The 21133-nt window shown below is 49.7% G+C and carries 16 protein-coding genes; 7 read left to right on the top strand and 9 right to left on the bottom strand.

Translation table 11 applies throughout. The features are described 5' to 3' along the window. Window positions 1-217: 217 nt before the first annotated feature. The 3 genes from H6F88_RS21310 to H6F88_RS21300 all read right to left on the bottom strand — a co-directional run bounded on the left by H6F88_RS21310 (window position 218) and on the right by H6F88_RS21300 (window position 3692). Window positions 218-1588 carry an LCP family protein gene (locus H6F88_RS21310; protein ID WP_190644741.1) on the bottom strand — a complete coding sequence of 457 codons (1371 nt, stop codon included), beginning with the start codon at window positions 1586-1588 and terminating at the stop codon, window positions 218-220. A 296-nt stretch (window positions 1589-1884) separates the two neighbouring features. Next, a complete protein-coding gene (locus H6F88_RS21305; RefSeq protein ID WP_190644735.1) occupies window positions 1885-2244 on the bottom strand; it encodes a hypothetical protein in 360 nt (119 codons plus the stop codon). Between the two features lie 161 nt (window positions 2245-2405). Then, window positions 2406-3692 carry a serpin family protein gene (locus H6F88_RS21300; protein WP_190644734.1) on the bottom strand — a complete coding sequence of 429 codons (1287 nt, stop codon included), beginning with the start codon at window positions 3690-3692 and terminating at the stop codon, window positions 2406-2408. Between the two features lie 138 nt (window positions 3693-3830). On the opposite strand from H6F88_RS21300, the gene H6F88_RS21295 reads away from it, so the two are divergent. The 3 genes from H6F88_RS21295 to H6F88_RS21285 all read left to right on the top strand — a co-directional run bounded on the left by H6F88_RS21295 (window position 3831) and on the right by H6F88_RS21285 (window position 4813). After that, complete coding sequence (locus H6F88_RS21295) at window positions 3831-4031, top strand: hypothetical protein (RefSeq protein ID WP_190644733.1); 201 nt, start codon at window positions 3831-3833, stop codon at window positions 4029-4031. Between the two features lie 70 nt (window positions 4032-4101). Beyond that, window positions 4102-4425: a hypothetical protein gene (locus H6F88_RS21290; protein ID WP_190644732.1), complete on the top strand. Its 324-nt coding sequence runs from the start codon at window positions 4102-4104 to the stop codon at window positions 4423-4425. A 184-nt stretch (window positions 4426-4609) separates the two neighbouring features. Beyond that, window positions 4610-4813 (top strand): hypothetical protein, encoded by a 204-nt coding sequence (locus H6F88_RS21285; protein ID WP_190644731.1) that lies wholly within the window; start codon window positions 4610-4612, stop codon window positions 4811-4813. On the opposite strand, the gene mutS is transcribed toward H6F88_RS21285, so the two are convergent. Together mutS and H6F88_RS21275 are read right to left on the bottom strand one after the other, a co-directional pair. Further along, entirely contained in the window at window positions 4797-7598 is a 2802-nt protein-coding gene (mutS, locus tag H6F88_RS21280; protein WP_190644730.1) for a DNA mismatch repair protein MutS, read from the bottom strand. The two genes, H6F88_RS21285 and mutS, sit on opposite strands and share 17 nt — an antisense overlap. A gap of 39 nt (window positions 7599-7637) precedes the next feature. After that, on the bottom strand, window positions 7638-8486 hold the full coding sequence (locus H6F88_RS21275; protein ID WP_190644729.1) for a DUF4351 domain-containing protein: 849 nt from the start codon (window positions 8484-8486) through the stop codon (window positions 7638-7640). 106 nt (window positions 8487-8592) lie between these two features. Here H6F88_RS21275 and H6F88_RS21270 point away from each other — a divergent pair, with 106 nt between their 5' ends. Continuing rightward, a complete protein-coding gene (locus tag H6F88_RS21270) occupies window positions 8593-9585 on the top strand; it encodes an endonuclease/exonuclease/phosphatase family protein (RefSeq protein WP_190644728.1) in 993 nt (330 codons plus the stop codon). A 164-nt stretch (window positions 9586-9749) separates the two neighbouring features. Here the strand turns inward: H6F88_RS21270 and rpe are convergent, their stop codons facing one another. After that, window positions 9750-10457, bottom strand: a complete 708-nt coding sequence (rpe, locus tag H6F88_RS21265) for a ribulose-phosphate 3-epimerase (RefSeq protein ID WP_190644727.1) — start codon at window positions 10455-10457, stop codon at window positions 9750-9752. A 140-nt stretch (window positions 10458-10597) separates the two neighbouring features. Between rpe and H6F88_RS21260 the strand changes: the two genes are divergently transcribed. Beyond that, window positions 10598-12196, top strand: coding sequence for a S8 family serine peptidase (locus H6F88_RS21260; protein ID WP_190644740.1), 1599 nt, complete (start codon window positions 10598-10600; stop codon window positions 12194-12196). A 358-nt stretch (window positions 12197-12554) separates the two neighbouring features. On the opposite strand, the gene H6F88_RS21255 is transcribed toward H6F88_RS21260, so the two are convergent. Then, a complete protein-coding gene (locus H6F88_RS21255; RefSeq protein WP_190644726.1) occupies window positions 12555-13208 on the bottom strand; it encodes a hypothetical protein in 654 nt (217 codons plus the stop codon). Between the two features lie 338 nt (window positions 13209-13546). Then, window positions 13547-15376, bottom strand: coding sequence for a DNA repair protein RecN (gene recN / locus H6F88_RS21250; protein ID WP_190644725.1), 1830 nt, complete (start codon window positions 15374-15376; stop codon window positions 13547-13549). 477 nt (window positions 15377-15853) lie between these two features. On the opposite strand from recN, the gene H6F88_RS21245 reads away from it, so the two are divergent. After that, entirely contained in the window at window positions 15854-17893 is a 2040-nt protein-coding gene (locus H6F88_RS21245; RefSeq protein WP_190644724.1) for an AarF/ABC1/UbiB kinase family protein, read from the top strand. Window positions 17894-18271: 378 nt separating this feature from the next. Continuing rightward, entirely contained in the window at window positions 18272-20128 is a 1857-nt protein-coding gene (locus H6F88_RS21240) for a hypothetical protein (protein ID WP_190644723.1), read from the top strand. 73 nt (window positions 20129-20201) lie between these two features. Here H6F88_RS21240 and H6F88_RS21235 read toward each other — a convergent pair whose 3' ends face one another. Then, entirely contained in the window at window positions 20202-20984 is a 783-nt protein-coding gene (locus H6F88_RS21235; protein WP_190644739.1) for an ABC-2 family transporter protein, read from the bottom strand. Window positions 20985-21133 lie beyond the last annotated feature (149 nt).

Below are 21133 nucleotides of genomic sequence, written 5' to 3'. Positions count from 1 at the left end.
TCATCGACATGACAGAACAGGGATTCTAGACTAAGCATGGGGCGGTTAGATGAGTTAAAAATTAGGTACTTTCAACTCTATCTATTTCGCCCCTCCTTATCCCGAACTCACGTTACTTACAGCCATTTCCACTTGGATTAACCACAAATCCCTGTAGGGGGCGTTCGCGAACGCCCCCTACGCTATGGCTTACCCATCGGGAGATGGCTGTAATGGGTTAGTATTGCTCGCTGTCATACTGCTCGTTGCCATACTGCTCTTCGCTGTATGGATCGTCACCATCAACCTCATCACTGGAGCTTTGCCCTTGTAGCCAATCTCTGCCTAGCTGGATTGTTACATCAGACTCCAGGCTGCCCGTACTTTCAATCCGCACTTCGCCTAATCCCAAAGCTTGCTGAATAGCTTCAGCCCCCTCGACATTTCCCTGCTGAGCAATAATGCGAGTTTCACTGAGTGGCTCACTCCAACTGTTGTCGATGTAGACATTGCTATAGCCCATGTCATAAAGCGCATTGACCAGGTTATCTACTGCGTCTGGATCTTCGGTGCTATCTTGAATCGCAACTCTTAAGTATCCTGGGTCAAAGTCATAACTGCTACCGTAGCTTGTGCCAGTGCCAAAATATTGGCTCACCACTTCGTCAATCTGGTTAAGGTTAGGCAGCCAATAGCTAGCTTCGTAGTCCTCGGGAGCACTGAAGTCTCCGGGTAGCATCAGCATTTGCACATTTGAGCGATCGCTCTGAGCGGCAAACCCCATCAGCGCCACCAGTTCCTCAACCGCCAGGTTGGTATCCACATGGGATTGGATTACCGAAAGGATCTGTGGCAACCGAGTTAGTGTAGCTGGGCTTAGCGCTTGCTCCTGCATGGAGCGAATCAGGCTTTGCTGACGCTGCACTCGTCCGATATCGCCTTTTTCGTCATAGCGAAAACGCAAAAACTGCATTGCCTGCTCACCGTTGAGGTGCTGCTCACCTTGTTTCAAATCAATGTAAAGGTGCTGGCTCTCATCGGTGTACTTCATATCTTGAGGCACATACACCGTTACGCCGCCCAAAGCATCAATCAACTTTTCTACACCCTGAACGTTAATGCGAACATAGCGATCGATGCTGACTCCGCCCAAGAGATCGCTGACGGATTCTGCTGATAAGGCTGGTCCACCGTAGGCGTTAGCAGCATTGAGCTTGGTTTCACCCAGTCCATCGATGTAAGTGCGGGTATCACGCGGTATAGAAAGCATAACCAACTGCTTAGTTTCAGGATTAAACCGCAGCAGCAGCATAGTGTCTGACAGTCCCTCAAAGGAATTGACCAGTGAGTGATAACCCAAATCTAAGGCTTCTTCAGGAGGATTCTCAACATCAGAGCTTAGTACTTTCACTCCCAGCACGAGGATGTTAACGGGACGGGTAAGCTGGGGCAGGCGGAAGTTCATGCCTGTAGAAATGCGATCGCCCTGGTCAAACACTTCAGCTTCTTCGGCTGTAAGCTCACTTTGCAGCAGAGGTGTGCTGGCAAGAGACACTGCTAACATAGCCCCTGCTGTCGCTGAGGCGATCGCCACTCCACCCAAACCCATCGTGAGCCACAGCCAACGTCTGGCAGGTTTCTTTGTAGGGATTCTAGGATGTGGCGAACGGGAGTGATGAGCTTTTGGAGTTGACACAAACTTCCTCAACACGTACTAGGTCTGAAGGTGCAAGTTTATCAGAGAGGGCACATTTCGGGCACAGGTTAATGATGAATTAGGCTACAAAGCGGACGTTTGCAAGAAAATCTACCACTTTGTGAGCAACTGGGGACTGATTTACAGGATTTTCCAGCTATCAGCAGCATGGTACCAGCGTTTTTGCTAAAGGTGGTAGGGATGCCGACTCAAGGTAGGCGATCGCTCACCTGGCTCACTCCTGGCAGCCATATTGCCTTACGCTGCCACAGGCGCACCATCAGCCAAATATTCACAAGAAAATAGCCAGAGGTCAGCAAACTACTGGTAATCAAAAGCGGTAATGCCCAGGCATGAGAAGCGGATGCACCCGTTCCCAGCAACAGATAGCCAAATAGCCAACCCGTTGCCAACGTTACTGCTAGCCGACTCACTGACCGTTGCTCACGGCTGCCCTGCCGTCGATAAAGTGTCCACAGTGCCGGGAAAAAGCCAACCACCGGAATCAGGTAAATGAATGTCTGAATGCGCCTAATATCCTGATTTACAAACGGGTTGGCACGTTTCATGGGAGATAACTACCCTTGCAAGGAACGGAATTACGGAAAATCAAAAAACCGTTGCGGACTTTGACCCATTCAACGGGAAATGTGCGGGCAAGATGCCCACACCACAACCACAGCAGCCTTTCCATCCCTATTCTAACCCCAGCCCCTAACCCCTAATTCCCTTACTCCGGTTCCACCACCGTTCCCATAAACAAAACCGTTTCTGTCTGGTTGTCTCGAATCGCGTAGAAGAAGGGGCGATCGACTTCCATCTGAAATGGAGAATTCGCTGGGGCAGAGGTCAACTGCATCTCTACTGAAGTAACTGCGGCAGCTTCAGTTCCTTCCTCATTTACCTCAATAAATGTTTTGTGCTTCACTCGGCTAATCGACAATGATTCATCACTCATGCCCGAAAAGTCAGCTTGCTCTGCATCAAAGGCTACTGCCATGCCCAACGTTTGCAAGGCTTCATTAAGTTGAGTTTCATATTCCAGTTTGAACCGGGGCAGACTGATTGCTCCTTCCTCTCTACTAAACTGGCTCATCCAGGTTTCCCAGTTCTCAGCGGTGAGATTTTGCTGAAAAGCGGTCAAGCTGGAGCTTTCACGCGGTAGAAAGACATACATGCTGAGCCGCTCAGACTCACCATAGGGTAAACTCACTGCCTGAAACTGGTCGGTTTCAAGGTAGGCATAGAAACCCCGTTGAGACATGGTGGGGTGCTGTTTTTGACTGCCATCTAGCAAGGTAAAGGAGCGATCGCTCGTCAATTCGGCATTAAACGGCGTTGTCCAATTTCCTTTAAAATAAGTTGCATTAATCAGAAACAGAACCACACTGGGGTTAATTTCTTGAATAACTTCAGAAATTTTTTCCTGTGTATTGCGATTAACCCAACTGTTGATGGTTGCGATCGCACTGGGATTCGTGAAATCCAGGCTAGCCACTTCAGCGCTATAAAAGTCGCGATTTCGCTGCAAAAAGTCTGGGTTAAATGAAGTATCTTCTCTACTCCAAAGGGAATTAGCGATCGCCAACTGCACTTCAGGATCAGCATTTTCCAGCGCCAATTCTAAAGCTGCATTAGCTTGATTGATTTCTTCCAGGCTCATTCCTTCCAGTTCCAGAGCCTCTGCCATTGCCTGTTGAGTGGTGCCGCTGGCTCCGTTGTAGGTCATCGCGAGGGCGATCGCTACGCTGGTTGGTGAAACCATCAAATTCGTTGGTTCCCCGTTCTGCTCCAGAATTTGAGAGAACAGCTTGAAGCCAAAGCGAGTATTCGCTGCAACCAATCTTGTATCTACGTCTGATCCTTCAGTTTGATTCATGGTAGGAGGTGAAGAGGGTGAAGGAGATTGGGCGATCGCCTGTCTTCCAAACTTAACCGCTGTTCCAAGGGTTAACCCTAAAAGAATCATGCCGCCAACTAAAGCAATCAGAGGACGTCCAAACCACTGCTGACTCATGTCGTACTCCTCACCACGTCAATAAATCTACTGCTCCACAATGGCAGCGGTGGCAGAAAATTTGGCAGAGGTTACGGTTTTAGTAACTCAGTTGAAGCTCAAACTGTTAAATTTCTGTTCTGCTTGTAGCAACACCAGATGCGGAATGTGATTAATGCGATCGCCCAAGAACATGATCAGATGCTCTATGAATCGCTGCTGCAATCAGTAGAAGAACTCTCTACATCCCGTACCATAAATGGAATAATGCTACGTTTTTCGACTGAAGTTGAACACGTCGAACCCAATGGCGATATCCGCGTTTGTGTTGATCTCAGTGGGTTAGCGACTCAGACTTAGTGGAAACCGCCCTATCGTTTCGTGAAACGATAGGACGGCTCAGTCTATTACTAATTCAGGAGAGGAAGCAATGACACCGCAAAACGGAAAAACACAGCAAGTTGTGGCGACTGGGCTGATTTGGGGTTTTGCGACGGGAATGCTAGCGCTTTGCATTCCCCTGGTTTCCCTGACGCAAGGCAGCTTAATTTTGCCGTTGGGGGTAATTACAGGGGCGATCGTTGGAACAGTCGCGATTTGGCGACAGGGAAGTCGATCTTCTACGGGTGATTCAAATCCTTCCAAGAATTTAGAAGAGCGAGTGGCAAATCTAGAGGTGATTCTGGGTAAAGACGAGGTTGATTTGCAGAACCGATTGAAGCAACTGGAACCGAGCGATCGCCAACCCAGCTAAAAGGGTGCTATCAGAAATAGATTCTTTGTTCAAGCCTGTCGTACCAGGACATGGGCAAATTTCGATACTCCTGTGTATCTTCGGATTTCAATGCCCGTCAGGTATGGCAGGATCAACTGAAATGGATTTAAAGATTCTGCAAACCTTCTGTAAAGCAGATTGAAGCATAAAGGCTGAGGTTGCGATGCGAGTTGAAGTGAGTTTATCAGATGCATCGGTTGAGCAAATTGTAGAGCAAATGTTTGCTGCCCGTCAGATTAGCTCTGCCGATCAGTCAAAATTTATGTCATTACTGCTCTCCAAGCAGGTTTTGACTCCTGCTGAGCAGACTCAAGTTAATCGTGTCTTTGATGGGTTGCGGTCTGGACGGCTTAAAGTCGTGGATTGAAAATGTCTAGTTGAGCCAAGTCCGCTGGTTTTTCAGAAACTCTTTTACTCTTACCGTTCTTTTCCTGAACCGAGTTGCCAGAATTGCCTTTGCGTAACCCAACCGCAATATGTGAATGCTTTTCGATTTGACCCATCACCTGCCGCGCTCGCTGAATGACACTAGCAGGCAGTCCAGCTAGGCGTCCTGCCTCAATGCCATAGGAGCGATCGGCTCCACCAGGGCGCACCTGATGCAAAAAGATAATTTGGTCAGGCATTTCTTTTACCGTCACCTGATAGTTGGCGACGTTAGACAAAATAGACGCTAGCTCGTTGAGTTCATGGTAATGAGTCGCAAAAATAGTGCGGGCGCGAATTTCAGTTGCTAAGTGTTCTGCTACTGCCCAGGCGATCGAAAGCCCATCGAAGGTTGCAGTGCCACGACCAATTTCATCCAGCAACACTAAAGATTTTGGCGTAGCGTGGTTGAGAATGTTGGCGGTTTCGTTCATCTCAACCATAAAGGTAGATTGTCCGGTTGCCAGGTCATCAACCGCACCCACCCGGGTAAAAATGCGATCGCACACACTCAACGTTGCCGCCTGAGCAGGCACAAAACTTCCCACCTGCGCCATCAGTTGAATCAAACCAACCTGACGCAAGTAGCAGCTTTTGCCGCTGGCGTTAGGGCCGGTAAGAACGATCAGGTCCGGGGCTAGGGGCTGGGGGCTAGGGGCTAGCGTTTCGGAGGGGGTTAGAGACTGAGACTTTGAATTTTCAAGTTCAAGGTTCGAGGTTCGAGGTTCGGAACTAGCCCCTAACTCCCAGCCCCTAACCTCTTCTAAACCAGCCCCTAACTTTGTGGAATTCGGCACGAAGAAGCCAGTCGGAAGCGACTGCTCGACGACTGGGTGGCGGCCGTTTTCGATACAGATTTGGCGATTAGAGGTGATTTGGGGACGGCAGTAGCCCTGGTAGACGGCGACTTCCGCAAGAGCCGCTAGTACATCTACAGCGGCGATCGCCTTTGCCACAGCCCGAATCAATTCTGCTTGTTCACTGACTTCATCACGCAAGCCGTTAAAAATTTCGTACTCCAGCCGATTCAGATCTTGCTGGGCATTGAGAATGCGGGTCTCGCAGTCTTTTAGGTCAGCGGTAATATAGCGTTCTTCGTTGGTCAGCGTTTGCTTACGGATGTAGTTGTCCGGTGCCTGCTGCGATTTGGCGCGAGAGATACTGATGTAGTAGCCAAAGGTTTTGTTAAAGCTGACTTTTAGGGTGGGAATGCCTGTGCGCTGACGTTCTGTGACCTCAAGCTGCGTGAGCCATTGCTGGTCTACTTCAACCTGCCGTCTCAGGTTATCTAACTGGGGATTTACTCCAGAGCGAACCAGGTTACCTTCGGTGAGGTAGAGCGGCGGGCGATCGACCAGATGCGATCGCAATCGTTGCCCCAACTGTTCTAAAACTGGGGAAACCGTTTGTAAGGCAGTCAAATAGGGGGAACGGGCTGAGGCAACAAGTTGTGCCAAGTCGGGCAGTTTTTCGAGCGAGTCAGCGATCGCCACCAAATCACGCGCATTAGCCGTGCCAGAACCAGCCCGTCCAGTGAGTCGCTCCAGGTCATAAATTTGCTTAAGCAACTGCTGGAGGTCTTGCCGCAGCGCTCCATTGCTGACTAATTCGGCGATCGTATCCTGGCGAGACTGGATACTCGCAATGTCTAGCAGTGGTTGCAGCAGCCAGCGGCGCAATGCCCGTCCACCCATTGACGTAACATTGCGATCGAGTGCCCACAATAGCGAACCATGAAAGGTGCCGTCTCTGGCAGTCTGAGTAATTTCCAGGTTGCGGCGGGTTTGGTGGTCGAGGGTGAGATATTCGGTCAAGGTATAGGTGCAAAGTGGCTGAAGCAATACCTGGTTTTGCTTTTGGGTGTCTTCCAGATATTCCAGCAATCCTCCAGCAGCACGGACAGCTAGCGGCAAGTGTTCACAGCCCATGCCCTCCAGCGATCGCACCCGAAATCGTTCGAGCAAACGCTGTCGAGCTTCGCTTTGGGTAAAGGGAGATTGCGATCGCAAGGTATAACACAACTGCGGCGGCAAGCAGTCTGGAACCTGATCGGACTTTTCTCCTGGGCGCAGTAACCCACCCAAATCTGGTGCATTCGTGGGTACTAGCACCTCAGACGGCTGGAGCCGCATCAATTCCTGGGTTAACTGCTCCAGATTGCTCGATTGCGTTGTCAGAAATTCGCCTGTTGAAACATCGGCATAAGCTAACCCCCAATGGGTTGCCGCAATTACTACAGCCGCCAAAAAATTGTTGCGACGGGCAACCAACATCCCCTCTTCTAACACCGTGCCGGGGGTAATTACACGGGTGACATCTCGCTGTACCAGCCGTCCCTGCGCTTCGGCAGCATCCTCAAGCTGATCACAGATGGCAACGGCATAGCCCTTCTCAACCAGCATGGTGCAGTAGCGATCGAGCGCATGATGGGGAATTCCGGCTAAGGGAACGCGCCCAATTTCTTTGCCTGCATCTTTGCTGGTGAGGACGATCTCGATCTCGCGGGAAACGGCGATCGCATCCTGAAAAAATGTTTCAAAAAAATCCCCCACTCGATACAGCAGCAGCGCATGGGGATACTGATCCTTTAGCTCCACATAATGACGCATCATCGGAGTCAAATCGTCCCGGTTGACTACTCGATGGTCGGCATAGCGCACCTCATGCTTGACCAAGCGCTCTGGCAAGTCACCTACAGGATTCGACATAGATGCAGCATCAGTCATGGATCGTTCAGCAATCAGGCGACAGAAGCATTCTAGTATTTACTTCGGGGTTTCGTCTGAATCCAGCCAATTCACTAGGTCTGCTTCACTCACAAAGTCCAGCGATGCTTCCCCCAGTTCGGTGAGTTGAGCCAGCGACAGCGCCTCAATTTGAGCTTGAAGGTCGGGATTCAGTTCGCGGAGTTGGCGATGCAGCAAACGCAATACCAAGTTTAGTTGAGCTTGTCTGCCCTCCTCTCTGCCTTCCTCTCTGCCTTCCTGAAGAATTTCTTGGTAAATCACAGATTCCCGCATGATGTCCCTCCGAAAAAGCTGTTGAATCAACTCTTTGTCTAGAATCAGTCCCGCTAATAGCTGCACACAAGCAGTAATGCTTTGCTGTTGAGCCTTTTCTTCAATCATATTCACTTGTGCAGCGACTTGTTCGAGAAGTTGCTGGGGCGAATTGGTTTGCGCCAGAGTCGCCAGGGGTAACAGTCCGGGAGCCGCCAGCAGAGGCTCAGGAGGCTGCTCCCACATACGAATGATCCGATAGCGGTGTGAGGTATTCCGTGCTGTAAACTGCTCGGCAAATGCTAGTTCTGAAGTGGTTGGCTTGAGAAAAATGACGACCTGTTCGATATCACAGCCATACTGCCGCTGCAGCCTGACCCAGTAGTCGAGCATTCGCAGCGGCAGTGGTGGCGTAGAGGATGGCAGAGTTTGCACTTCTAGATGCAGGATTTGGCTGGTAGTTTTAAGAAACGTCACGGCATCAGCCCGAATAGGTTCAAGGCTCAGCTCGGTCTTAAGAATTTGAATCTCGTCTGGCTCTGAGCCGAGCAGCCAGCGCACGAATTGATCTGGAAATTGCTCAACCAGATATTTGAGGGTGTTGTCGTAGGTCACGTAGGGATATTGAAAACAGCCATGTTTGTGAGGCAGTACAGGAATTGAGACTCAACAGGTTGAAGCTCAGAATCAGTAAGTGACTTTCAGTAGAACTGGATGAATAATGAGTTTACACAGAAAAAGTAGCCCAAAGGGTAAGTTTTCGGCGATTTTTTCAGTTGTACTGAGTCTGGCGATAGTTGGGATTACGCTGATTGCGCTGGTGAGCGATCGCGGCTGGACTCAAGTCCTAGAACTGTTGTCTCACTTCAGGCTGCAATATTTTCTGCTCAGTCTAATTTTGCTGCTGCTGCTATTTCTAACTCGACGAAAGGTACCTATTCTAATTGCGCTGTTTTGTGTTGCATTGCTCTCCACACCCATACTGCCCTGGTACAACCCGCTAAGTCGAAGTGCAGCAGCAGCAGAACTGAGGGTGCTCACGGCAAACATCAACACTAGAAACCGCAGTTATGAAAAGGTGTTGACGATGGTGAGGGAAGAAAAGCCAGATATTGCAGTGTTTCTGGAGGTCGATGATACCTGGGTAGCGCAACTTCAGAACCTCAAGGATATTCTTCCTTATGAGTTTGGACAGGCAAATCCTTACAACTTTGGAATTGCAGTCTATAGTCGCTTTCCATTAGCAAATGCTGCGATCGACTTCTTTGAAACGGATGGAAATCCTAGCATCCTGGCAAATCTGACAGTTGAGGGCCAATCAATTTCACTGGTCGCGGCTCATCCCTTTCCTCCGGTGCGGCGCAGCTTTTTCCATACTCGCAATCTTCAGCTTGACCGAATTGGGCAGTACGTTCAGCAGCTTGAAACGCCTATTGTCTTGCTCGGAGATTTGAACATCACAATGTGGTCGCCTTACTACAAGCGATTTGTGCGGAATACGGGTTTGCAGAATGCGCGACGAGGGTTTGGAGTCTTACCGACCTGGCCCATGCCAGGAACCTATGCTGTGCTGCCCAATTTGCTACATCGGCTGCTGCAAATTCCGATTGATCACTGTCTGGTTAGTTCAGATATTAAAGTTGCAGCAATTCACACAGGGCGAGATGTGGATTCTGACCATCTGCCGTTAATTGCGGATTTGGTGATTCCTTAATGCAACCCAAAATTAAGGCTCTGAGATGAAATCTACCTGTACTTGCAATCAAGCTTGAGATTGATAATGCAAATGAGAAGCTCCAGCTTCCTAAAAGTTGGAAAGAAGCTGGAGCTTTTGTAAGACAGTTACCAAAATTCTGCTTAATTGCCAGAGTGTAGAGTCTAGACTTTAGCTAGCTCAGGGGTGGGGCGTTTGCTGTTGCGAATATCGGCGATCGCCTCAGCATAATCTTTTGCCTTGAAAACGGCTGAACCGGCAACAATTGCATTTGCGCCTGCCTCTAAAACCTGCCAGGTGTTGTTTGCCTTCAACCCGCCGTCTACCTCAATCCAGGGATCGAGTCCTCGCTCATTGCAGATCTGGCGCAGCTTCTGGATTTTGGGCAGCACTTCAGGAATGAAGCTTTGACCGCCAAACCCTGGGTTAACGCTCATGATTAGCACCAGGTCGCACAGTTCCAGCACGTACTCGATTAGCTCTAGAGGAGAACCGGGATTTAGCACAACGCCTGCCTTCTTACCGAGTTCCTTAATCTGACCCAGAGTGCGGTGCAAGTGTGGGGAAGCATTATGCTCAGCGTGAACATAAATATGGTCAGCTCCCGCCTTGGCAAAATCTTCAACGTACTTTTCTGGCTCAACGATCATCAGGTGGACATCCAGCGGCTTTTGCGTAACCGGCCGAATTGCTTCCACAATCAGCGGACCAATCGTAATGTTAGGTACAAACCGACCATCCATCACATCAACGTGAATCCAATCGGCTCCTGCTTGGTCAACAGCCCGGATTTCATCTCCCAGGCGACTGAAATCTGCTGATAGGATAGATGGGGCAATAACAACTGACTTGTGGGAATTGGCTTGGGTCATGGCTACGATGTCTCCTGCGTCCTGGTCTCGTAATGTTAGTTTAACAAAGCGTGCTCCCAAGCCCTCGAAAACTTGATCCCCAAAGGCTCAGATTCACACGAAATTTATTTTTTTGTGGAGAGACTTCCGTGCAGCAGCGAATGGTGAAAAGGCTGGGATGGTTAATTGGGGGCTTTTCCGCTTCCCTTTTAGCAACGCCAGTGTGGGGTTTAGCAGTTTCGGTTGGGGAAGCAGGCATTGATGCACTCAGGCTGCACGCTGCTCCCTACAACTTGACGGGCAGCAAAATTTCGATTGGTCAGGTTGAGATTGGTCGTCCCGCTCAGTTTGGGTTGGATAAAGCTGCTGTTAATAACAATGTAGTGCAGGTCGGACAAGTCTTTTTTCGAGACGACCGAGCGCAGGCAAATGACTATGTGGATGGTCATGCATCCAATGTTGCCAGCGTCATGGTTAGCGAGGACAAATACCTGACAGGAGTTGCGCCTGATGCAACTCTCTATTCTTCAGCAGTGGGGATCGTTGAGCGCAGCGGGCAGCCAGAAGAGTGTCTGTCATCTCAAATGGTGGCAATGCAGGATGGTGGACAAGTGCGGGCGATCAATTTCAGCTTTGGCGAATCGCTGGTTCAAGATCCGCGCCCGGATGCAGTTTTGGATGGGAATGCGCTGCTGACGCAATGTGTTGATTGGTCATCATCGTTTCACGATGTCCTGTATGTGATCGCTGGAAATCAAGGAACAGGTGGTATTCCGATTCCAACAGATAACTTTAACGGCATGACGATCGCAAATTCGACTCAGGTTAATGGAGTATTCTCGAAAGTCGATTATTCCAACCTGGGTAGCGAACCTGCAACGGTGCTTGGGCGATCGCCTGACTCTGAGAGCAACGTTGGACCACGTCGCTCGGTTAGCCTGGTCGCTCCTGGCACCAACATCGAGATGTTTAACCCTGATGGCAGCATCATCCGGGCAACCGGTAGCAGCTTTGCGGCACCGCACGTTACGGCAGCAGTGGCGCTGCTGCATCAGCATGGCGATCGCCAGATCAGTACCAATCAGCCCAACTGGAGTCTAGATGCCCGTCGCCATGAAGTCACCAAAGCGGTGTTAATGAACTCTGCCGACAAGATCCAAGACAGCGGCGACGGTTTGCGTCTGGGGATGAGCCGTACCATGCTGATGCAAAACAACAAAACCTGGCTTGACTCTGACGCTTATCGCGATCCGTCACTTCCCCTAGATGCTGAAATTGGTACGGGACATTTGAATGTATTCCGCGCTTATCAGCAGTTTAGTCCTGGACAGTGGAGTCCTGACGAACCAGTTCCGGCGATCGGTTGGGACTATCGCACGGTTGGGGACAGCTCAGACGCACGCGAATTTCAGGATTATGTGCTAGAGCAGCCGCTCCAGGGTGGCAGCTTTGTGTCAGCGACGCTGACCTGGGATCGTGAAGTGTCCTTGCAAGATGCAAATAGCAGTGAGGAATATGATCTGGGAGAACTGTTTGAAGATGCAGGCTTAAACAACCTGGATATTTACCTGATGCGGGCTGAAGATGATGATATTTCAGATAGTATCTGGTCATCTGTAAGCGAGGTTGATAGTGTTGAGCACATCTTCCACGAAGTGCCCGAAACCGGACAGTACAAGATTCGTGTGGTATATCGCGATCGCGTCAACGCTCCCACTCAGGACTATGCACTCGCCTGGTGGACAATGCCTGCCCAGTAGTTTCTCTTGAACAGACAGACCCGTACAAAACCTCGTACGGGCGTTCCGCGCAATGTCCTTAACCGATTTTAGGAACTGTTTTCAAACGTTGATATAGCCTTTGCGGCTACAGCCACATCTTATTCTGCAAAAGCGTGGAGCACTAATCAGCCCCACGCTTTTGCAGTGCTAGTGACTTAAGTTAGGACAAAAAAGGGAGGCAGGACTAAGTCCTGCCTCCCTTTTTTGTCCTAACCTGTATGGCTACACTTTATAACTGAGTAGCTCTAAGAACCCGTTTGGAAAGGATTCTAAAAGGCTGAACGATAACTTGACAAGTTGCTCAAGTGGCACCTTCGGATTTACTGTTCCTCAACCGCTATTCGTTTTCGGTTGGAGGAACTGTAGAGTCATCTGGCTCGGCAGCTGGAGGGCGGTTATCGAGAGGTGCTCCACCAGGAGACATTGTTCCGCCAGGGGACTGCATCATCCCGCCACCTGATGGGTCACCAGGACGCTCTTGTGTACCACCTTCCGAATCGTCTGAAGGAGCATTGCCAGGGTCAAAAGGTGGGTTTGTTGTGTCGGTGTTGGGGTCTGAAGGCGATTCGGGAATGCCATCGTTTGAGCTGTCAGATGGTGTGCCTAACCCATCAGACTCATCGCTAGGAGAAGTCTGCTGTGTACCGCCCTCTGAGTCATCAGAAGGTGCATTTCCTGGCTCAATAGGTGGATCAGACGTATCTGTGTTTGGATCTCCAGCGGAGCCTGATATACCACCACTTCCAGAGCCAGCGGTTCCTTCGCAACGGGAATTGAGTGGAAAGCGCTCACAAAGAATCTCGAAGCCTTCTGGAGAAAGCTCAAAATCATCTCCTGTAGATTCTGCTTGGGCCAGAATAGTGTTAGTAGAAGCATCGGAATTGACGTTGGATTGTGCTAGAGCAGGAAACCCAAAGAAAACACTAGTGCCCGCGATCGCGCCGAGGCTGATCAGCTGTTTAAGCGAAACGAGACGATTTTGGACGCTCATTAATCATTCCTCTCAGATAAGGTGCTAACTGCTCACTGTTGCTTAAAAAAGCAAGCATTTGAATCCATCGCTGGGTTTAATTTAGCGAGAGACTTTTTGCAACCTAAGATGCATTGCCTATCCAGTTGTTGTAGAAATGTGACACCAATACGATTGGATTGCCCCTGAGCAACTAAGTATACGAAGCAAGCTAGATATGTTTGAGGCTTTTCAGGTTGCTTGAGTGTGCATCTATCCAAGGAGGAATTTTGAAAGAAAATAAGCAGATCAAATACTCAAAATTAGAAGTTCTAAAAGCAGTTATCCTAATTTTGAATCTTCAAAGATTCGGCTTTTATCTAAGCTTTTTTGGCGCGAGATTTGCGTCCTGTTCTTGATTTTGGTGGGGAAGTGTTGGAGTTAAGCGATGGAGTGGCGTGAGTTAGGCGGGCATTCGCGGCCTGATTAAGCAGCGACTCAGCAAAGGCGATCGCCTCTTGAGCAGTCTGTCCACCTGCTAGTTGGGCTAATTCTTCGCGTCGCTGCTGGTCGTCGAGTGCAGCAACTCGGACAACCGTTCTGACGTCTTCGGTTTTACTTGTGTCAGCGGCGATCGCCTTGCCATTGCTGAGAATCTGGTCAATCACTTGCTTATTTACTCGGAAGTGAGCGTCTGCCATCGCCGCTACGATAGGCTGGTGAGTCACACAAAGCACCTGATGGTTTTGGCTAAGCTGGTGCAGCTTTTCGGCGATCGCCTGTGCCACCCGTCCCGAAACTCCCACATCAATTTCGTCAAACACCATTGTGCCGACCGAATCAATCTGAGAAAAGCAAGCTTTTAGCGCCAACAAAAATCGACTCATTTCCCCGCCTGAGGCAATTTCAGTTAACGGTTGCAGCGGTTCGCCAGGGTTGGGGCTAAACAGAAACGTAATCCGGTCAGCTCCGGTTGCACTAGGGGAAACCGCAGCAAGGTTCACCTGAAACTGGACTTTGTCCATTGCTAGCGGCTTTAGTTGGCTGAGCAATAGCGTCTCTAGCTGTTGGGCGGTCGTTCGACGCGACTCAGTTAGGCGATCGCAAGCTTGCAGCAATTCTGCCTGACGGGTTTGATAGGTTTGCTCTAAAACTTCTGTAGACTGAGCGCCACCGTTTAATTCTGCCAAGTCAGTTTGGAGCTTTTGACTGTAGGCGATCGCTTCTCCCAAAGTTGGGCCATACTTACGGCAAATCTGCTTCAGCTCAATAATCCGTTGCTCAACAAATTGCAGCCGCTCCGGGTCAGTTTCTAGGTCTTCCCCGTAAGTATTGATTTGCCGTCCGGCTTCCTCTACCTGCGCTAGCGCATCGGTCACTAAGTCTAGTACCGACTGTATCTCGGGGTCATAGCGCACCATGTCTGTGAGTAGCCCCTCGGCTTTGCCCAGTAGATCAGCACAAGCTTCTGACCCAGCGTCATTTTGATAGAGTGCCTGATATACCTGATAGCTTTGCTGCTGAAGCTCAACACTATGACTGAGTCGTTGGCGTTCTTGCTCTAAGTCAGTCAGTTCATTGGGGTCACTCAGGTTAGCCGCATTTAATTCCTTTGCCTGATACTCAAACAGGTCAAGCTGTTGAAGTCGCTGTTGTTCAAACTGACGACGCTTTTCGAGTGCCTGAAGGGCTTGCTGAGCTGCGGCATAGGCAGTCGCTACAGTTTCTCGCTGTCGCATCAGGGTGGCACCGCCAAAAGCATCTAACCATTCCCGTTGGAGGCTAGACTGCCCCAGCAGCACGGTTTGCCCTTGGGCGGTGATTTCTACCAGGTGATCGCGCAGTGCCTCCATCTGCTGTTTGTTCACCAGCACCCCGTTTAAGCGAGAGCGACTGCGAACATTACCCCGGTTGACGGTCAGTTCTCGGCTACACACCAAGACTGTTTCATCCACCAATTCAATTTGCTGCTCTTTTAACCAGGCAGCTAGAGATGAACTGAGCTTGAAATTAGCTTCGATCAGGGCGCGATCGGCTCCAGTGCGGATTGCTCGACCCGTCACCTTGCCACCTAAAGCCGCATCTAGAGCATCGAGAATGATTGATTTGCCTGCGCCCGTTTCTCCAGTTAGGACGTTCAATCCTGAACCGAATTTCAGATCCAGGCGGTCAACTAAAGCAAAATTTTCAATCTGAAGAGAGATCAGCATGAATCAAAATTGACCAGAGGGAAAGATGCCACAGGGCAAAGAATTGAGTGATTCTAAAGGGGCTAGGACTTAGAAATTTGGAGGGGACTGATTTCTGGGATACGAGGTCTCAAGTTCTAAATCAGAATCAGAGTTTTGGAACTAACCCCCCAGTCCCTAACTCTCGATCTCTCGAATGATGTTTCTAAACGCTTGTACTTATCCTGTACTTATTCAGTTTAGTAGCAGTTTGCAGGACTGTAGGTGTTTCTAACGGCGATCCCGTTGGGGCATGGGAAGTCTTTCTAACGCAACCGAAAATTCCTGGAGGCACCGCTTTGATAATGTCTATTTGTTAAAAGAAGATGTAGTTCTTACTAAACCTGTTGTTACAATGCTTTACATGGGCTGTTCTGCCCTGACTCCTAGAAGCATGGATGCTAGACCGACCCCACGTGGCTTAGAGTCCAGACTGCTCACCCTTACCTTCTCTACACTATGCCTACCGTAGTCACTTCCACAGCCCAGGACGTAACCCAGCTAGAGGCGATCGCAATCGAAAATCATCCTGCACCCGAAGAGCATTTGAAATCCGTTCAGGTGAATGACCTGATGGATACAGATGCGGCTCTGCGATACGACCCAGTGGCGATCGCTGCCCACTACCGCACTCGTCCGTTTCAGGTATGGGCAAGGCTGGTTAGCATTATTTTGCCTTTCTTGGGGCTTGGTCTACGGCTATTTTGGGACAAGCGTTGGGGCACTGTTGGGCGCAATCAGTTTCGTCGAGCGGCTCGGTTGAGAGAAATTCTGACAAGCCTTGGTCCGGCTTACATCAAGGTGGGGCAGGCTCTGTCTACCCGTCCTGACTTGATTCCGCCGCTTTATATGGAGGAGTTGACAAAGCTACAGGATCAACTGCCACCCTTTCCTAATGAAGTGGCTTTCCGGTTTATTGAAGAAGAGTTGGGCGATCGCCCTGAGAATGTTTACGCTGAGCTTTCGCCAAATCCCATCGCGGCTGCCTCACTGGGACAAGTTTACAAAGGCAAGCTAAAAAGCGGTGAAACGGTAGCCGTCAAGGTACAGCGTCCTGGTCTGGCTCAGCGAATTACGCTAGACATTTACATTCTTCGGCAGCTAGCGATCTGGGCAAGCAAGTCTGAGCAAGTGCGCAGCGACTTGGTTGGCATCATGGATGAATTTGGTGCCCGCATCTTTGAGGAGATGGACTACACCCAAGAAGGCAAAAACGCCGAAAAGTTTGCTCAGCTCTACGGACGTTTGCCCGATATCTATGTGCCTCGAATTTATTGGCAGTACACTCAGCGGCGCGTGCTGACGATGGAATGGATTACGGGCACAAAGCTTACCCGTCCCGATGTGTTGCTGAGTCAAGGAATTGATGCCAGATATTTAATTGAGGTTGGGGTTCAGTGTTCTCTACGGCAGCTGCTAGAGCATGGTTTCTTTCACGCTGACCCTCATCCTGGTAACCTGCTGGCAACTACCGATGGCAAGCTAGCTTACCTCGACTTTGGCATGATGAGCGAGGTCAAGCCTTATCAACGTTATGGACTGATTGAGGCAGTTGTACACCTGGTCAATCGAGACTATGAGGGGCTTGCTAAAGACTACGTTAAGCTAGACTTCCTCTCACCAGAAACTGACCTAACTCCGATTATTCCAGCGCTTGCCAATGTGTTTGATGGTGCTTTGGGTGCAAGTGTGGCAGAACTAAATTTCAAGAGCATGACCGATCAGCTCTCGGAAGTAATGTATGAGTTTCCCTTCCGGGTGCCTGCTTACTATGCCCTGATTATTCGATCGCTCGTCACCCTGGAAGGAATTGCGATCAATGTAGATCCAAACTTCAAGGTGCTGAGCAAGGCTTACCCCTATGTTGCCAAGCGGTTGCTCACTGACCCCTCTCCACAGCTTCGATCCTCTCTACGAGATTTGCTGTTCAAAGAGGGTAGCTTCCGCTGGAATCGGTTAGAAAACCTGCTTCGCAACGCTCGTGACAGTCAAGACTATGATTTTAATCAGGTGCTTGACCAGACACTAGACTTCCTGTTCTCAGAGCGAGGAGAGTTCATCCGCGAGCAGCTAGTCGGAGAAATCGTCAAGGGAATTGATGTGTTTGGGCGGAATACCGTCAGCAACCTTGCCTATAGCCTGCGTAAGCGCGTTGGGTTGAATGGGTCAAATGGGGCAAAACCAGCGATCGCCCCCAATGACCAAAAAAATCTGGAACATCTCACCCGCATTATCGACATTTTGCAGGAAACACCTGGGTTTGATCCGCTGCAACTGGTTAGCAAACTGCCTCGCCTGATTACAAAACCCGAAACTCAGCAGATGGGTCAACAAATTGCAGGGGGATTGGCTCAGCGTGCTGCTGCCCGTCTGATTCGGGAATTGTTGCTAACCGATGAGCCTGCTACTCAAAACGGCAACGGTCACCGGAATGGTAATGGAGCAAATCCTCAGCCCTCGCCTCGTCCAACCCTCTCTCTTCCCGCCTCAACGCGATAGCTCCCGAAGAGGGCGTGCACCAGATAAACAATCAAATTTCTTGATTAATTCAAGCAGCCATAATTAAACACATCACTAAAGCTGGGAGAGCAACCTGTAGGTTGCTCTCCCAGCTTTTATATCTGTCCTTCTACCTTGTGTAGGGAAACCGAGTTAAGTAAGTGTTGGAATCTTGATCAAAACTATTGGAATCTTGATTAAATCAGTTTAGATTAAGTAGCAAAATTGCAAGCAATTGTAAGCAATAAAATATCGTTTCAGCGATCGCACCAGTGAGTTTTAATTGGTTTACCCTGAAATATTAAGCAGCACTGCCTGAATTAGGGTGCGATACCCGTTCTCCAAATTCTCCTTGACCCCAAGCCACGAGTTAGAGCTATGAGTGAAGCAAATCTTCCATCTGATCCATCCCAAAAACAAACACCACCTCATTCAATCTGGGACAACTCGGCAAATGCAGATCAAACTAACACGGATGGAATTGCAGAAACTCAAGTTGAGGATTGGCAAGACTGGCAAACAGTCGATTTTCCTAATGCCGTGAGCGCAGATGCAATTGAGCGTCAGTCGATCTATTCGTCGGATGATGTACCGCCGCTCGATTGGCTCGCTCAGGCAACTCCAACTCCCAGTGCAGCTCATTTATGGTCAACTGGAGCGGGTAACTCGATCGAACCGCCTGAGATCGCCGACCTGATTGCTCTGATTCAAGAGCTAAACCAATGCAATGACGTTTTGCTCGATCGCGTATCACAGCTAGAAGAATCGCTGGAGCGCAGTCAAAAAGCTCAGTCCCAAGCAAATAGATCGTCTCAAGCCTCTGATGCCCATCAGACATCTAGCCAAATCACCCAAGAACTGATTGCCGCCCAAGCTGAAATCACCCAACTTTCTCAAGATTTAGAGTTTGCTCAGCAGACGAACCAGCGTCAGCAAATTTTGATCGAAACCCTGACTGAACAACTAGAGGGCAGCCAAGAACGGGTGGCTCAATTAGAGCGAGAGTGCGCTCTAACTCAGCAGCGCTATAGTGAGCAATCTCATCAACTGACCCAGTCTGAAACTGCCTGTCGTGATTTGCATGCCCGCCTTCAGCGCCAACAACAGTACACGCTCCAGTTCAAAGCAGCACTAGAGAAATGCCTGGAAGTGCCGCCTCCTAGCTATGAGGTAAAGGAACAAGCGGTGGAGGCGATCGCTCCCTCCGAGGACAAACACGACTCCTCTACACCCCAATCTTTTCTGCCTAAAGCAAAACGAATTCAGCCCTGGTCTGCTCAACCGCAATTTTTGGGCGATCTAGGCGATCTAAATGTAGGTGAACTGGAAAATCTAGATGAGACACAGATATCTCTACGGTCTCAGGTAGAGACACAGGATAGCCGCCAGTTTCATCCGCTTGCCGCCGCCGCATTAGACCTTCCCACAGTTTTGGCTTCCATTATTCATCCCGATTCGTCTGCATCAGATGAACCAGCCATTGAATTGCCGACCGAGCCGCCGTCTACAGCGAGTAACGCTGCTACCCCTGTCAACTTGCAGCCTCTCAGCTATGATTTGAAAAAATCTGCGGGTTGGTGGAATGAGGCAGCGTCCCAGCCGAAATCTGCTAACTTAGCGCCAAAATTACCCCAAGCAGACCAAACGCGCTCAGAGATTCAGCAGGTAGATTATCCAGCGACATCCTCAGAAACCTCAATTTCAGCTCCAATTTCAGTAGAAGCGGCTGAGAACGATCTGCACACAAACCCAACCTTTTCTGAAGAATCTGTACCGTCGCAATCAAGCGACGCTGAAGACGCACTTTGGCAAGACCTAGCTCGCCTGATCGATGTTTCAACGGATGACGTGGTGAAGGTCAGCGTATCGGACGATTTTGATTCTTTTGAGGCGATCGCCCCATCTTCAGAACCTCAGCCTGCTCCATCACTGAGCGATTTACCCGCAGAAACCCCTTCAAATCAGCCTCAATCGACATCGCTGGATGTAGAGCAACAAATTGCTCAGGGAATCTCGATAGCCAGACTGCTGCTCTCCTCTGCCCAAGCAACGCCTGCTGAAGAGTTCATATCTGCACCCGACACGTCTGACCTTAAAACCAGTGAATCGGAGCAAAAGGTACCTGCTGCCTTCACCACCCATTCAAATTGGCCGTCACCAATCGTCTATCCCTTGCGAACATCTAAAAAGATTGAATCTTTAGCTGCGGTTAAACTACCAACGTTTCCCCGCTAAAACCTAAACTTATTGGTTTCCCTCTTGGGACGCGATTCAATCGCATCCCAAGCTTTTGTGGTTGTCCAGAAATTCAGGAAGATGCACTGGTATAAAAACGCAGAGCAAACCGCCAGAATTGGCGTGAGGCAAAGAGGAGGGCGATCGCCAATCCAGCCGCACCCAATACCCACTCCACCTCGGACTGGTTGAGCAACGCCTCTGCAGGAACTGTTGTCAAGAAAGCAACCGGAATCACAAAGGTGAAGAAAACCCGATAGGCAACTGGATAAGCCACCATCGGGAATCTGCCCGCCTCTAACAACCCACGCAGCACCTCGGTCACGTTGTAAATCTTGACAAACCAAATACTCGTTGCACCCAGCATAAACCAGAGACTATAAAGGCTCAGAAAACCCAGCAGGATTGGGGCTACGCCTAGCAAATAGTTACTTCCGTCAAGCCCTAAACGCCCGCCCGCATAACCAATTAGAATCACGCCAAAAATCAAGTCCGGCAATCCCCAAGGGGAAACCGTGCGAGTAGACAGCCAGAACTGGGAGCTAATTGGCTTGAGCAACACAAAATCTAACGTTCCTTCCTGAACCTGCCGCACAATCTGATTCAGGTTGGGGGCTAAAAAAGTTGCCGCAAACCCTTGCAATAGCGTGAACATACCCAGTACGATTAGCGCTTCTTCCCACGACCAATCTTCAAAGGTATAGCCCGTTCGGTAAAACAGGAATAGTGAAAACAAGCTGCCCGTCAGACTAAACAAGCTAGTGAGTGCAGCAATTAGAAAATTGAGGCGGTATTCTAACTCGGCTGCGATCGCCGCTCCCCAAAATAGCCGTAGCACCCGCATATATTGCTGAATAGACATAGTCATATTTACGGGCACTCTCACCCTTGCGACGAATTTCCACAATTCTGTAGTTGTGTTTACAATCGATTCTATCGACAAAAAATTTAAGATTGCGGGCAGACTTAAGATCGCAGGCAGACTATAGATTGGTTTGCAAGCTC

It is taken from the genome of Oculatella sp. FACHB-28 (assembly GCF_014696015.1).
Lineage (GTDB): Bacteria > Cyanobacteriota > Cyanobacteriia > Elainellales > Elainellaceae > JAAUTN01.
The sequence above is the reverse complement of the archived record's forward strand: the minus strand, read 5'-3'. Positions and strand labels throughout refer to the sequence as shown.

Coding starts and splice junctions, on each gene's coding strand:
- H6F88_RS21270 (WP_190644728.1), top strand. CDS start 8,593: ATGAGTTTACACAGAAAAAGTAGCCCAAAGGGTAAGTTTTCGGCGATT.
- H6F88_RS21260 (WP_190644740.1), top strand. CDS start 10,598: ATGGTGAAAAGGCTGGGATGGTTAATTGGGGGCTTTTCCGCTTCCCTT.
- H6F88_RS21285 (WP_190644731.1), top strand. CDS start 4,610: ATGCGAGTTGAAGTGAGTTTATCAGATGCATCGGTTGAGCAAATTGTA.
- H6F88_RS21290 (WP_190644732.1), top strand. CDS start 4,102: ATGACACCGCAAAACGGAAAAACACAGCAAGTTGTGGCGACTGGGCTG.
- H6F88_RS21295 (WP_190644733.1), top strand. CDS start 3,831: ATGCGGAATGTGATTAATGCGATCGCCCAAGAACATGATCAGATGCTC.
- H6F88_RS21310 (WP_190644741.1), bottom strand. CDS start 1,588: ATGGGTTTGGGTGGAGTGGCGATCGCCTCAGCGACAGCAGGGGCTATG.
- recN (WP_190644725.1), bottom strand. CDS start 15,376: ATGCTGATCTCTCTTCAGATTGAAAATTTTGCTTTAGTTGACCGCCTG.
- H6F88_RS21300 (WP_190644734.1), bottom strand. CDS start 3,692: ATGAGTCAGCAGTGGTTTGGACGTCCTCTGATTGCTTTAGTTGGCGGC.
- H6F88_RS21305 (WP_190644735.1), bottom strand. CDS start 2,244: ATGAAACGTGCCAACCCGTTTGTAAATCAGGATATTAGGCGCATTCAG.
- H6F88_RS21245 (WP_190644724.1), top strand. CDS start 15,854: ATGCCTACCGTAGTCACTTCCACAGCCCAGGACGTAACCCAGCTAGAG.
- H6F88_RS21240 (WP_190644723.1), top strand. CDS start 18,272: ATGAGTGAAGCAAATCTTCCATCTGATCCATCCCAAAAACAAACACCA.
- H6F88_RS21255 (WP_190644726.1), bottom strand. CDS start 13,208: ATGAGCGTCCAAAATCGTCTCGTTTCGCTTAAACAGCTGATCAGCCTC.
- mutS (WP_190644730.1), bottom strand. CDS start 7,598: ATGACTGATGCTGCATCTATGTCGAATCCTGTAGGTGACTTGCCAGAG.
- rpe (WP_190644727.1), bottom strand. CDS start 10,457: ATGACCCAAGCCAATTCCCACAAGTCAGTTGTTATTGCCCCATCTATC.